Annotated in this window: 17 protein-coding genes; 11 read left to right on the forward strand and 6 right to left on the reverse strand. The window is 53.0% G+C overall.

Annotated features, from left to right (window positions below; translation table 11 throughout):
• Positions 1-591: 591 nt before the first annotated feature.
• Together QN358_RS10325 and QN358_RS10330 are read right to left on the reverse strand one after the other, a co-directional pair.
• Positions 592-819 (reverse strand): hypothetical protein, encoded by a 228-nt coding sequence (locus tag QN358_RS10325; protein ID WP_323512299.1) that lies wholly within the window; start codon positions 817-819, stop codon positions 592-594.
• 294 nt (positions 820-1,113) lie between these two features.
• Positions 1,114-1,833: a replication-relaxation family protein gene (locus tag QN358_RS10330; protein WP_323512300.1), complete on the reverse strand. Its 720-nt coding sequence runs from the start codon at positions 1,831-1,833 to the stop codon at positions 1,114-1,116.
• Between the two features lie 734 nt (positions 1,834-2,567).
• On the opposite strand from QN358_RS10330, the gene QN358_RS10335 reads away from it, so the two are divergent.
• From QN358_RS10335 to QN358_RS10385, 11 genes are all read left to right on the forward strand, one after another.
• Positions 2,568-3,209 carry an ERF family protein gene (locus QN358_RS10335; RefSeq protein ID WP_323512301.1) on the forward strand — a complete coding sequence of 214 codons (642 nt, stop codon included), beginning with the start codon at positions 2,568-2,570 and terminating at the stop codon, positions 3,207-3,209.
• A gap of 940 nt (positions 3,210-4,149) precedes the next feature.
• Positions 4,150-4,821: a recombinase family protein gene (locus QN358_RS10340; RefSeq protein WP_323512302.1), complete on the forward strand. Its 672-nt coding sequence runs from the start codon at positions 4,150-4,152 to the stop codon at positions 4,819-4,821.
• A 688-nt stretch (positions 4,822-5,509) separates the two neighbouring features.
• Positions 5,510-5,836 carry a hypothetical protein gene (locus QN358_RS10345; protein WP_323512303.1) on the forward strand — a complete coding sequence of 109 codons (327 nt, stop codon included), beginning with the start codon at positions 5,510-5,512 and terminating at the stop codon, positions 5,834-5,836.
• Positions 5,837-5,980: 144 nt separating this feature from the next.
• Positions 5,981-6,187 (forward strand): hypothetical protein, encoded by a 207-nt coding sequence (locus QN358_RS10350; protein ID WP_323512304.1) that lies wholly within the window; start codon positions 5,981-5,983, stop codon positions 6,185-6,187.
• 111 nt (positions 6,188-6,298) lie between these two features.
• Positions 6,299-6,715, forward strand: a complete 417-nt coding sequence (locus QN358_RS10355) for a YopX family protein (RefSeq protein ID WP_323512305.1) — start codon at positions 6,299-6,301, stop codon at positions 6,713-6,715.
• Positions 6,716-7,023: 308 nt separating this feature from the next.
• Positions 7,024-7,803 (forward strand): ArdC-like ssDNA-binding domain-containing protein, encoded by a 780-nt coding sequence (locus tag QN358_RS10360; protein WP_323512306.1) that lies wholly within the window; start codon positions 7,024-7,026, stop codon positions 7,801-7,803.
• Positions 7,800-8,063 carry a hypothetical protein gene (locus tag QN358_RS10365; RefSeq protein ID WP_323512307.1) on the forward strand — a complete coding sequence of 88 codons (264 nt, stop codon included), beginning with the start codon at positions 7,800-7,802 and terminating at the stop codon, positions 8,061-8,063. The genes QN358_RS10360 and QN358_RS10365 overlap by 4 nt, the downstream gene beginning before the upstream one ends.
• On the forward strand, positions 8,056-8,271 hold the full coding sequence (locus QN358_RS10370) for a hypothetical protein (RefSeq protein ID WP_323512308.1): 216 nt from the start codon (positions 8,056-8,058) through the stop codon (positions 8,269-8,271). Before QN358_RS10365 ends, QN358_RS10370 begins: the two co-directional genes overlap by 8 nt.
• 84 nt (positions 8,272-8,355) lie before the next feature.
• Complete coding sequence (locus tag QN358_RS10375; RefSeq protein ID WP_323512309.1) at positions 8,356-8,787, forward strand: hypothetical protein; 432 nt, start codon at positions 8,356-8,358, stop codon at positions 8,785-8,787.
• 29 nt (positions 8,788-8,816) lie between these two features.
• Positions 8,817-9,344, forward strand: coding sequence for a hypothetical protein (locus QN358_RS10380; RefSeq protein ID WP_323512310.1), 528 nt, complete (start codon positions 8,817-8,819; stop codon positions 9,342-9,344).
• Positions 9,299-9,901, forward strand: a complete 603-nt coding sequence (locus QN358_RS10385) for a DUF3846 domain-containing protein (RefSeq protein ID WP_323512311.1) — start codon at positions 9,299-9,301, stop codon at positions 9,899-9,901. Before QN358_RS10380 ends, QN358_RS10385 begins: the two co-directional genes overlap by 46 nt.
• Before the next feature lie 680 nt (positions 9,902-10,581).
• On the opposite strand, the gene QN358_RS10390 is transcribed toward QN358_RS10385, so the two are convergent.
• From QN358_RS10390 to QN358_RS10405, 4 genes are all read right to left on the reverse strand, one after another.
• Positions 10,582-10,869, reverse strand: a complete 288-nt coding sequence (locus tag QN358_RS10390; RefSeq protein WP_323512312.1) for a hypothetical protein — start codon at positions 10,867-10,869, stop codon at positions 10,582-10,584.
• A gap of 257 nt (positions 10,870-11,126) precedes the next feature.
• A complete protein-coding gene (locus tag QN358_RS10395; protein ID WP_323512313.1) occupies positions 11,127-11,834 on the reverse strand; it encodes a hypothetical protein in 708 nt (235 codons plus the stop codon).
• Positions 11,835-11,860: 26 nt separating this feature from the next.
• Entirely contained in the window at positions 11,861-12,835 is a 975-nt protein-coding gene (locus tag QN358_RS10400; RefSeq protein ID WP_323512314.1) for an ATP-binding protein, read from the reverse strand.
• On the reverse strand, positions 12,835-13,191 hold the full coding sequence (locus QN358_RS10405) for a YraN family protein (protein ID WP_136641504.1): 357 nt from the start codon (positions 13,189-13,191) through the stop codon (positions 12,835-12,837). Before QN358_RS10405 ends, QN358_RS10400 begins: the two co-directional genes overlap by 1 nt.
• Positions 13,192-13,242: the final 51 nt, after the last annotated feature.

A 13,242-nucleotide genomic window follows, 5' to 3' on the forward strand; every position in this document is an offset into this window, starting at 1 on the left:
ATCAGGCGCAGTATGAACGACCAAAAACCAACATCACTCTTTCGAAAGTTCACAGTTCCGCTGCTGGTGATCCCACGCCCAGACTCAGCTATTGAAGATGATCTTGAAGAGTCACGCAAAAGGAACATGTACTTAAGCGACCAGGCTGCTGCTCGGATTGCGAACGAAAAGCGCAAGGCTAAAGCGAAGCACTAGAGGTGGTGAACCATCGTAATGAGTGCGGTGAGAATTACAACACCACTCAGTATCCACATAGCGTCTAGTTCACGGCGACGGCTAGATCGAGTTCTCTTTCGAGAAGACTCACGGACCACTTGACGAATTGGGCGAGTAGAGAAGATCTCGCCAGTCTTAGTATCAACGATCATGCTGCGTACCCACAAAGGCTGACGTAATGAAGCGCCATGTCATAACCAAACTCGATAAAAAGCTCCGTAGCTAATTCAACCGTCTCTTCATCGAGTGATGTTTCATCAACTAAGTCGCCCGTTAACGTCTCGCGAAGACAGTACACGTAGTCCGTGTGAGCTGACCGGGTCAGAGCTTCGCCTGCTGGGCGAGTAGAAATCTCCCCAGCCTGAGTGTCAACGATCATGCTCGCCTAAGCAAGTCAGTGTCAACGATCAATTTTGCGTCTTCGAGATGGTCGCCTTCAGCGAACTCGACCCATTGGCTTTCTGTGTCGTAGACGTTGTACCCACAAACTTCGACGTCGCTGCTATGACCGCCTAACGGTTCGACAACGAGACCGTTCTCTAGCACCTCCCACTCCTGATAGGCGTTAACCGCAGCCGCGATCGTGTAGTTGCGGTAGATCATTCCGCGATCTCTTCAAACTCAAGATCAATAGACTGAACCCAGCCGCTGTAACCCATGACTTCGTAATAGTCATCATTCTCTTGGCTATGAGGAAGACCCGTTACAGTCTCGCACTTAGTCCATTCAGTGATCTGAATGTATGAGTCGCCGCTCTCCTCATTGTAAAGCGGGATCTTTAGATCGTCGTCTAGTAAGTCTTGTCGTTGTCGAGCTAAAAGCATCTTGTTGTTCCTTGTTTAGTTATGCTCTTAGTATGCGCCTTTCGTGACTAATCGTCAATACCATCTACCAAGGTTAAGTTGTGGTTAATACATCTATCTCGGGAAAGTCAGACATAAGCCCAACCATGAAGAGAGCGCGAGTCTCTTCGTCACCGCGGCTGATAACCCACCTAAGTTCTTTGACTCGTTCTTCATCGGGGGCGAGGAATAGTACGACGGGAAACGTTGCTAGATCATGTTCGGTCGCGTTCTGATACGCATGCCAATAGCGCATGAGTTTATCTTTGATCTGTTTTGGTCGCTCAGTACCTAGGTCTATCTCTATCCATAGGCTGAGACTTTGACGCTTGGCGGGAATGCCGATCTCTACTTGGTAATCAGGAGTCAACTTCGCTCCCCCGATGATTACGGCTGAGTCGAATTCATTCATGAACCCAATGATCTTGATTTCGCCTGTGCGTTCGAGCTTCTTTAGTTGAACATGCACGTCGGCAATTGCGAGAGTGTGATAATTCACCGCGCTTTGCGGATAGTAACGACCCTCTCGGCGAGCGAGCTTCCATCCTTCTGACCCCAGTTGATAGACATACTGCCCACTGCCGCCGCTGCTTCCGCCCGCCATTTTCTTCTCGATGCGTACTAGGTGTCGAGACTCAACCAGGCGCTTCAGTGCTCGGAATGGTGGCATGCCTGTCGTGTCATGAAAAACGAGGTCGCGCACGTGCCCGCTGGTCAGCTGGTGAAACTGGTTTACGAGTAGGACAATTTGGCGGTCACGTGGGTTGGCGATCATGTGATCATCATGAGGGAGAGCAGTACGCGTGTCAACGGCGCGCTCATCCCCGTACTGACGCGGATCTCATGGTGAGCGATATATACAGCTCTTAGACATCTACGTAGACACCTCTTTTGGACCCTCAGTTATCCACAGTTCCGCAAATATTGGTATTGACCATACTTGAGTAATCGTCCATACTACCAACAGCAAAAGCAGAGCATAAGACAATGAGCCCTGACGACTAGCTATCCATTACTAATCCAATCCCTTATAAGGAGAATGCATAGACATAGATATGAACGAAGTAAATCCTTGGAGACTTCCCACCAAAACCAAGGGAAGAGTACTCAAGCCATCGTCGTACAAGTTCGAGCCGGCTCTCACAGAGGCAGCGAAGCGACTAGCAGCGACGGAGAGCGACCTAATGGGTACGAGGATCACCACGACCGTATTCCTCAGCAACGTACTGACACGAAAAGAAGAGTACTTCCGAATCAGACACAACCAGCTAAAGGACCTACATCAAAAACTAAGGCAGGAAGGATTGAAATGAACCTAACCGTAGACGATCAACTACAACGTTCAATAGACAGCCTTGCTAGTCGATTTGAGAAGCGTGAGCCTACAGTTCATCCCTTCCAACACTATCGACCGTTAGGCGAGCTATACGAAGCTCGTAGGAGAGATTTCACTCCGGTCAAGGTCAAGCATCAACGAATAAGGCGCTCTTTGAGCAAGGCACTAATAGCATGGACAATTCAACCCTAAGCAGTCTCGCTAGCGCATTGGTCGGATTTCAAGCATCCGTGGCACCCATCGCCAAGAATCACACGGTCAGTACAGCGAAGTTTTCATACACCTATGCTGGGCTTTCTGACATCTGGGAAGCAATTCGAAAACCGCTTGCCGATAACAAGCTGGCAGTGACCCAGGCAATCGAGGGCGGTTCAGATGGATATTCCACAATCGTGACGACGCTCTGGCACGAGTCTGGAGAGATAACCAGCTCCGCAATAGACGTTCCGACTGCCGGGAAAACTCCGCAAGAAGCGGGATCACTCTTCACCTATTACAAGCGATACGCGCTTAGCGCACTGCTTGGCATATCTACTGAGGAAGACGATGACGCAAGCAGCTCGAACACCGCACCCAACCCGCCTTCAGAACGTCGACTAGCACCCGCTGCCTCGAAGACTCAGTCTCCTACAACTAAGCAGATCGACCTCATAGAAGATCTCGCAAAGCGAAAAGGCAAAGACGAGGAGTGGTTCAACAACGTTCTACGCAAGACCAAGTCCACAGCCGATGCTTCGGTAGTAATCGACAAGCTCCGTGAACTAGATGACGCCATCTTTGATGACAACGACAACTTGAACATGGTGGACGCTTAGATGCTTGCGCTAGACGAACACGAACGGTTCGAACAAGACGTCGATCACGACGCTCAGCTGGCTCATGCCTATGGCGTTCCACTCAGCCGGGCAGAGAACCGCACCGCCAATCTAATGATCAGAATGCTTCGCTCCCCCACAAAGGAGAAATGCATCGCCTGCCTCCATCAGAAGTACGTCGATGGTGAAGGTCTATGTATCGATTGCGACCCAGTGTCTAGCGATACGCGAGCAGCACTGATTGCCCTACTAAAGCCAGCACATCTATCCGAGCTAACAACACTCATCAAAACAAATGAAGGGCTAAATACCCAGGAGAACAACCTATATGGCAGCAACACGAAGCCAAATCACTCAATCTAAGTTCTACGCGATCAAGCGCGACATCAAAGCTTTAGAAGCCCGACGCATTTATAGCGCAACTCAGGTTGCCCGAAACAGTAACGTCGGTCGAAGCAGCGTTCAAAACATTCGCAAGACTAAGACTTGGGCGCAATGGGAAGAGAAGAAGTCTGCAAAGAACCTAACTCGCGCAGTTCCAATATCGAGGAGTCTCGGCACAACGGCTGAACAGGCTGTGAACAACATGACCTTCACGTTTGACTCAGACGACGTCACTAGATCCGAATTCGAAAGCCTCTATGAAGCAACCCGGGAATTGCGCGTACGGATCGAGAAGCTAGAACGTCATTCGAAAGTAAAGCCTGCCCACCACGTTGGACTATTTAGGCGCAACCGGTAGTGGCAGGAACTAAAGAGGGAGGTCGAAAGACCGCTGATAGCAATATGTCGCGAGAGCCCAACTTCTACGCTCGAATGGGATCAGTCGGCGGAAGAGCACGGGTTCCTAAAGGCTTTGCTCTCATGAGCTACGAGGCGCGAGTTGCCGCTGGGAAGAAAGGCGGAAGCGCCTCCCGGCGTACGAAACACGTAAAAGCTGATGCCTAAGATCGTCGCCTATGCCCGAGTGAGTACCGACCGGCAGGATGCAGCCAACCAGGACTTTGAGATCACCAACTACCTACACCGCCTGGGATTCACCTACGACGAGTTCGTTGAAGAAACCATCTCTGGGACCAAGCGAGTTGGAGAACGAAAGTTAGGTGACCTGATGCTTCGGATGGAAGCCGGCGACACCTTGATCGTGAGTGAGACAAGTCGCATATCGCGCCGTCTGAGTGAGATCTTCAGCACCATTCAGTACTTCGTCGATCGGGGCGTCATCGTCATCGCGGTGAAGCAGGACTACAAGTTCGGTGACGACATCCAATCAAAGGTCATCGCGTTCGCCTTTGGTCTCGCTGCTGAAATCGAACGTGACCTAATCAGTTCTCGGACTCGAGAAGCTTTGGCACGACTGAAATCTGAAGGAGTCGTCTTAGGTCGACCGCACGGCACAGGTGATCCGACCAAGCGAAAGCTCTACGGCAAGGAAGAAGAAATCATGGCGCTGTTAGACAAACGCATTTCGATCTCAGCCATCGCTCGAATACACGGAGTAAATCGAAAGACACTCTCGACATTCATCAACGAGACGAATCTGGTCTACAAGTTGCGCTCTAGGCACCTAGAAAATGCGATGAAGAAAGACGGCACATGGAAAGGAGCGTAGAGATCGAAATCGCTGATGCGTACTTTCTATACGAAAAAGGCAGAAGCACCGTTCTAGTACGAATGCATGACGGAACGCCAATTAAGTTAGTCATCACACCGTCGATTGACCAGAATGCTGACCAATAAAACACCCAAATAATTTAACTGGTGAGGAAATGGGTAAAGGAGCCCGCTTTCATATGAACGAACGAGACACACAAATTGTCAAGCTAACGAGCGACGGACTATCCGCGAACAAGATTCGCACCCGTCTCAGCCTGAATGTGTCATCGCGACAAGTTCAGCGGATCGCGGCGCGACGGTTCGGAAAGACTCTCGCTATTCACAACAGCCAGGCAAACGCCATCACGCCATCGTTCATGCCATACGTCGAAGAGTGCCTAAGACTTCGCGGACTCGACCCATTCGTTTGTGGCTTATGTGGAGAGTCACAAACGACTCGGGGCGACGTTCACCATACGAAGTACGAAGGTGCCACTGTCTACGACCTAATGTACGTCTGTAGAAGCTGCAACCTAGCTAGAGCGAATCGAGGGCTCTCATAGTCGCCGTTCAAATCGCGAGCCGGAACCTAAATAACAACTAGTGCTATACATCCGGCGAGCAATTTGGGTTACGACCCAGTAATAACTAAACAGGAGAACAAATGAATGAATTCAAAGTATGAGCGAGGCGATCTAGAGACAGTGGGGTTGATCGTTATCGGGGCGATCGTAGTAGTGGCAGTCGCCGTAGGAATCTTCAGTAGCCACTACTGGGGAACACTGCATCGTCAGGTGAATTTCAGCGTGACCAGCACTGCCGTCAAGGGCAAAGATGGCACGTACATGATCTACACGAACAATGGGGTCTACGAAGACACGGATTCGTTCTGGAACAACAAGTGGAACAGCTCAGATCTCTACAACTCGCTCCAGGTAGGCAAGACCTATACGTGTGATGCTGTTGGCTTCAGAAACGGCTATCTAAGCGCCTACGAAAACTTAATCAGCTGCGTGGCATTAAGGTCATGACACTGATCCAAATAGTCAAACACATCCTTGGAATCTGCCCCCGATCCAAGGCAGGACATCCCTGTAGTGGACAACCAGGGCGCTGCGGCTGGGAACTCGAGAAACAGTTGAACAATGAGGGTCGCTCGTTCTAGAGTGATCCTCATGAAGAACCTAGACGGCGAGATCTACCTCAGCTTCGCCGAAGCAACTGAGGAGATTAGGAAAGCCCGTAACGACGAACTGGCGAGAGTCTCACAGTTCATCGCGAAGCTACCCGATGATGCTCAAGCCACACAGGTAATGAGACACGTCTACAAACGCTCCCCCGCTATCGCCACGGCGATGTACGAGGGACCGGCTTCTAGCTAGATGCAGCAAGCTGGACTTATCCACCGTTCTGTTCAGAATGGTATTGACGATAAATCATTAGTAGCGCATACTACGGGCAGCAAAACATAACTAAATAGGGAGAACAAATGAATGCGAGAGATCAAATTTAGAGCGTGGGACAGGACAACTAGCTCCATTGTGATGGGCTCATCACAACTGAACATCGATTTTCACGAAAATGGCGCGCCCAAGTACATGCTTGCCATCGCGTGTCTCAAGTTTGAAGAAAAACCACGTCCAGTCGGCTACGACGACGACGACGGTGAACCACTGTACGAGTCGAGCTACGAGCTGATGCAATACATCGGCTTAGTCGATAAGAACAACGTCGACATCTATGAGGGCGACATAGTTCAGTGGTGGTGGGGAGGCGACTCATTCACGGAAGCCGTCACATGGGGCAAAGATGTAGCCGGTTACTTGCCCAACAATATGGGTGATGATCCGACCGTCTTAGTCATAGGAAACATCTACGAGAACCCAGAACTTCTCAAGGCTCAGCGATGAAGCTGAACACAAAATGGAGACGCTGGATCCCGCACTTTGAATTCACTATAGGAGTCCTGCCCTACCTCGGATTCCGATCGCATTTGATGACTGAGGTATTCGAGCGGATCACCTTTGATTATGTGCGCATTGAGTTAGTCATCGCTCGAAAGGTGGTGTTCGCATTTCGACTCTGGAGAAAACAGCAATGAGGCGCCGCGTAACTGCATTAGGAGTGATTCGCGCTGCTAACTCGATCCACTACTTCTTTAGGTGGTTCAAGTGAGCGGTGATTTCCATGACACCCCGGAACTTCTAGAGGCTGGTGAATGAGTGAACGTCTCCTCGCACCCGACTTCAAGCCCACACAGGCTGAGCTGCTAGAAGAAGCGCTCACTATGCCCGGCAGCATGGGCAACACGTACAACCGCTTCAGGAGCTATAGCTTGGGCAATCAGGCTTTGCTCTACATGCAAGGCGCTACAGAGCCTGTCAACACATTTAAGCGATGGCCTGATCTCAACCGTCACGTAAAGAAAGGCGCTAGGGCGAAGTCGATCCTCGTGCCTCTTGTCTACAAAGAAAAAGACGAGCATGGCAAACAGGAGTCGAAGATCAAAGGCTTCAAGATGACTCGTTGCTTGTTCGAGCTTTCCGACACTGAAGGCGATGATCTGCCTGAGTACGAACCACCTGAGTGGAGCGAGCCTCGTGCGCTTGGAGAGCTGGCGATCAAGAAGGTTCAGTTCGAAAGCATCAATGGAAATATTGCCGGGTACAGCCAGGAGCGCAACATTGCAATCTCTCCGATTGCACCGTACCCGTTCAAAACCCTGATGCACGAAACCGCTCATGTCGTCTTGAATCACACCACTGAGGAAGGGCTAGAGGAGTACAGACAACACAGAGGCGTCGCGGAGTTTGAAGCTGAAGGTTCTGCCTACCTCGTGATGAACGCATTAGAAGCTACAGACCAATTCGACGCAGCAGAGAGCCGAGAGTACATCCGTGGATGGCTACAGGGTCAGACGCCACCTGAAGTATCGATCAAGAAGGTGTTTTCTACAGCAGACAAGATTGTTGCGGCGGGGAGAGGGGCGACCGAATGAATGCCTCTACGAAGCTCGACAAAGAGCTGAGAAAGATAGTAAAACAAGCTCGTTCTGTTGAGAGGTGGAGAACCGAAGGCGAAATCGTTCTAACCATGAAGCGAGCGATTGATAAGTATGTGATCGGTGGAGACGCCGTTTATGAACCAGGTAACCCACTAACGCTCACCCTGCCGAAGCGTAGGCGCGACGACATCGAAGACGAGAACGCACTCAAAGCGAAGCAACGTCAATTCCTATGGGGAACCTCGAATGATTGACATTTTGAGCCAGCAGTTCATAGTGGACGTCGGAATGGACGAACCAAATAGTCTTGATGACGCGGTTGCCGAGCTGAGCTTTGAACGGCTTGAAGACGGCAACTTCATGAAGGACGCAGCCTCCCGAGTTAGACACAAAGCTCGGGACGATGCAGCAGAGGCGATCAGGCTACTTAGAACAATCGTGACTCTTAGCCTTATCCATTGAGCAAGCCGGTGAGCGTCAACACCGTGGCAGACGTAGAACTGTACGCGACGAATTAAAGTACAGGCCGGCGATGCCAAAGGGGATATGAGAGACATTGATAACTACAAGGACGGTCTAAAGAAAGAGGAGAGCGAGACTCCAGCACCAACGCTGTTCTCGCTTGAGGATCTTTACTGGGGGCAACCCCTCGTTTTGAACGAGGAAGCTTTCGAGAAGATCGATGCAGAGATCAGCGACTACAACCCAGTCACCGTTGCGACATACATGGCGTGGTTCAGGCGGATGGGATTTGTGCAGCCTCCCCACCCGATCAATGCGTCAGACGAAGCAATCGAGCTGGCTGAACATCTAGAGGGCGAATCAAACACGCAGCTCTCCGAACGGCTGCATGAATATCGCCTAGCGAAGACGAAGCTAAGAGTCGCTCGAGAAGTTCTCTTGCTCACGATGTTCTGGCAGGAGCATAACGAAGACGCAGCGCGGGGATCCTGGACCGGATTTCCTACGCCTGAATGAAATAACCAATAACGGAGAACAAATGAATCATGAGCGAATCCTCTGACAAAGGCGTCAGCCTAGAGAACTACATCGAAAAGACGCTTAGGAAGAAGCTTGGTGCTCGCGTTCAACGCGACAAGCGCAGCGGTGCTGGTAGCCATCAGAAGATGGATATCAACGACTACTTTCAAGAGACTCCTTTCGACATCGAAGCGAAGAATCACAAGACGGTCGCCATCAAGGAGTGGATGCGGCAAGCGAAAGCCGGCGCGAGTTTGAACCGAATTCCTACTGTCGTATTCCAAACGGACGATGGCGTGCTCGCTTGTCTACCTTTCGACGATCTCGTTGACCTCGCCGTTCAAATCAAAGATCTCACTGCCGAGCTCAACGACCTACGAACACCAGTCGTCCTAGGCGCGCAGGAAGCCGTAGAGAAGGCTGTAGCGATCAAGTCGAACTCCGGCGTCTCGATGTGCCGCAATGGTCACATCGTCTCCCCTGGCTCGAACCATTGCCTCACCAAGGGATGTCCGTACAGCTCTGGTTACAAGCCAAAGAAGGTCAAGAAGTAAGCCCCGATCGCGGGCTTCATCCTGTTGCCAATCGGCGACAGGTAAATCCCACGATCAAAGAGGTGATTCAAATGGTTACTGGCGTGTTCATCCCACACGATGAAGATCGACCACTAGAGATACGCGAGTTCGAAGGACTCAAGGCGTATCAAGCAAGCGTGCAAGGCAACATCGAGGCGATCGACATCCTCACGATGAACGCATCGTTCTACTGCAACGAGGAGGCGAAGATCTTCAACCTGCCGATCAACCGCCGCGCGACACTCATGTGGTGGATGGACAGTCCGCAAATGCGTCACCGCGACACCATCAACGGCAACGCCATCATCATCGGCTTGCCTGACGAAGAAGGCGATACGCAGGACGCTCCGAAGGAGCTGATGCAGTTGCTGTTCGAAGCAGGCGCCTACAGAGCCATGTATGAGACCGCTGACAGCCCCGACTCATGGAACGGAAACAGCGTTCGTTACACGGACTACTTCATTGCAGCCGGGCACGCGCTGATCAAGTTCGACGAGTGGTACGCCGTCACTCGTTGCAAGATCATCGCCGCTTAGATCGTGGAAGAGCTCAGTCTTATTGACTGAGCTATTTCCATTTTGCGAACAGACAGCTGATACTCAGGATCAGAAGATGCAGGGTTCTTTCGATGTCCACTCGTGACGACGGGCTAGACCGTCCCACCCCGGTTAGTAGTTATATGCCAGATGTTTCGAGAATGCAGAGATAGCCGCAGCGGCCAGTTCTGTCCGATATGCATATCAATGAGGGGAAAGTAACCGGATTATCGGTGTCCTCAAGTATTATTGGGGTACCTCATAAGAAAAGGAGAGAAAGCCTCTTCCGAGACTCTCTCTCCAATTTGATAACTAGTTCTAGCTAGTTATCTAGGGGATAAATAATCCTGTTCCATCTTGCAATAAAAAGGGAGTTACTGATCCAACTATGGTTAATCCTAACGCACGTACTACCTCCATCGGTAGATCTCATGCACAACACGCACTACTGTTTCGCAGCTACTGTCGCCAGCGCTTATCTCCACGACTGTTCTACAAGTGGATGAAGTTACTGATTCCCGTACTGCTTTTGCTACAGAGGATCTCACAAGAACACGTAAGTACAGTTCGTAACTGTCTTCCGGGATTCGAACTCACTTGGATTACCCACTAGGTGAATTGAAAATGACCCCGTCTGCGCGAACCTATATGGCTCAGCTCAGGCGGGGTCTTTCTTCGATCTACTGACCAGGGCGAAAACCCTTGCGACGACCTTTGAGACCATCAGCGTTCTCCAGGATGGCGTCGATGTTCGGCGCGATCTTGTTGAACTCGGCGAGGGTCACGACGACTTGCTTTGTTTCGCCGTTCTTGATCTCCAGGACGACGAGATCTCCGGCGCTCTTCAGCGACTTGATCTCGTCGGGAAGCGCGTCGAACTGAACGGGCTCCTCCAACTTGGGGTGCTTGCGCACGATGACGGTGACGAAATCCTCGTCAACGCCCTCGACGCCCGAAATGTCAGACACTCGTACTGACTTGAAAGCCATGACGAATTCCTCTCTCTAGGTTGTGAACGAGCGATAGCGGGATGCCATCACCTGCGCTCATTATGAGGAATTGATCTTCTTTGTCAATACAAACGGTGGTACAATAGGTGTACAAATGAAAACCGGTTTTGACCTAATTACCTACGTTCAAAACTCCACAAAGCTAAGCGGAGTGCCTTTGAAGGTTCGCCTGCCTGAAACCATCTCCGAGGCAGCGCGGCTACTGGCGAAGCGAATCAGGCGTTAGTCGGCGGGAACCTGAAATTCGCGATTGTGGGTGGTTCGGTGGTGGCGTCTTTCTTATCACCATCGCGGACATAGACGCTCAACCCTCCGTTTGAATCTTCGCTAAACAGTTTGAGATTCTTCTCGATCTTTTCGAGTGACTTAGCAACGTCGCTGATGCCTTTCGAATCCGACCATCTGAGCGACTTGAACGTTGACCAATCGAGGATGAACGGTGTCGTCAATGACACTCCCTCTATCCCGTCGTAGCTAGCTACACCTTCATGGCGATCTGGAAGCTCGGTCTTTCCTCGTTCTCGACCGCCGTCCCAGAACGTACGCCAATCCTGACCAGGTGCCAAGAGCGGGATCACTTCAGGCAAAGGGACCAGCTCACCATCTGTGACCCCGGGTTTAGTGAAGACGCTTTCGCGTGGCCATGGCTCAATAGTCAGTCGTACGTTTCTGGCTGGCGTCAAACCGTAGTTTTTGATCACCAGGTAGACCAGAGTTGGTGAGCTGTCACTCGAAACCATATTCACGACGACTTGCGGCTGGTTTCGGTCCAGCTCCAATTGCTTCGTCTGTTTGCGAGACTCGGATGCCTCACGGAGCTGCGCTCTGGCGTAGAGGATCGCTGCGATGGCAACGAGGGCGGTGACCGCCGTGGCGATGGCTGAGATCCAGTCTGTGACGAGCGGAGAGGCGTCAGGAGTCATGTGCTCAAGCTTGGCAGGAACGACAGTCAGAGCGGCTCACATGACCTCTGCGATTCATGGCGTGGTCTGTGATAGTTTGCTTCGTCGAGAAACAGCACTCCGTGGGATGCCCGGGCCGCGGACCCCGGCCGAATGAGCCTCGACCCACCGCCGATCAACGCCGCCGCCGTGGCCGTGTGGTGCGGCGACTCGAATGGCGGCCGCACCGCGAGCGTGCGCGGAACCCCCGCCCCCGCCAACGACCGCACCGAACTCACCTCGAGCGCCGACTCGGTGTCGAGATCGGGCAGAAGACCGGGCAGCCTCGACGCGAGCATGGTCTTGCCTGCCCCCGGCGGGCCGAGCAGAAACATGTGGTGCCCGCCCGCCGCCGCCGCGACCAGGGCGAGTACCGCGTCGGGATTGCCGACCACGTCGGCCAGCTCGTGGTGCGGCTCCCGGGTGTCGTGCGCATCGTGCCCTTGAATGGCCTCGTACACGACGGGCTCGAAGGTTCCGGCGTGGTAGATCGCCGCGTCGCGCAACGACACTACGGGCACGATGACCACACCCGGCACCAGCTCAGCCTCGTGCCGATTGCCCTCGGGCACCATGAACGACCGATAGCCCTCGCGCGCGGCGGCAGCAATGGCCGGCAGCACCCCGTTCATCGGCCGAAGCCGCCCGTCGAGGCTCAGTTCGCCCAGATGCACCACCCCGGCAACCGATTCAGCCGAAATGGTGCCTTCAGCGGCCAGGATGGCCATCGCAATCGCAAGGTCGAAGGTCGAACCGTGTTTCGGCAGAGCCGCGGGCGACAGGTTGACGGTGATCTTGCTGTGCGGCAGAGCGCAGCCGCAATTGGTGGCCGCCGCTCGAACGCGGTCTCGGGCATCCGACAGTGCCGTATCGGGAAGGCCGATGATCATGAGGGTCGGTAGGCCATTGCCGATGTCAGCCTCGACCTCGACCATCGAGCCGGTCATGCCGAGTAAGGCGACCGAGTGGGTGCGCGCCACCATCAGAAGATTCCCTCGAGGTGTTCGACGACCGGCACCGACCCCGCGGGCGCAACCACACCGATGGCATCGACGCGAATCTGCCGTCGGCCGCCCCCGGCCGCCTCACACCATGCCGAGCTGAGCCGCCGCAACCGGGCGAGCTTGGCAACCGTGATGGCCTCGAACGGATGCCCGTACCGAAGCCCCGACCGGGTCTTCACCTCGACGAACACCGTCACGCCACCGTGCTCGGCGATCACGTCTATCTCGCCCTGCGCGCACCGCCAGTTGCGGCCCAGGATTGTGTACCCACGCTCAACCAAGTAGTCAGCGGCGAGCTGTTCGCCCCGCCGCCCGAGCACATCTTTTGCTTTCATTTCGACCTCCGCCAGCAACACTGGCGGGGTGAAACGCAGAACGAGCCGCTA

The organism is Subtercola sp. RTI3 (assembly GCF_035018625.1).
Taxonomy (GTDB): domain Bacteria; phylum Actinomycetota; class Actinomycetes; order Actinomycetales; family Microbacteriaceae; genus Subtercola; species Subtercola vilae.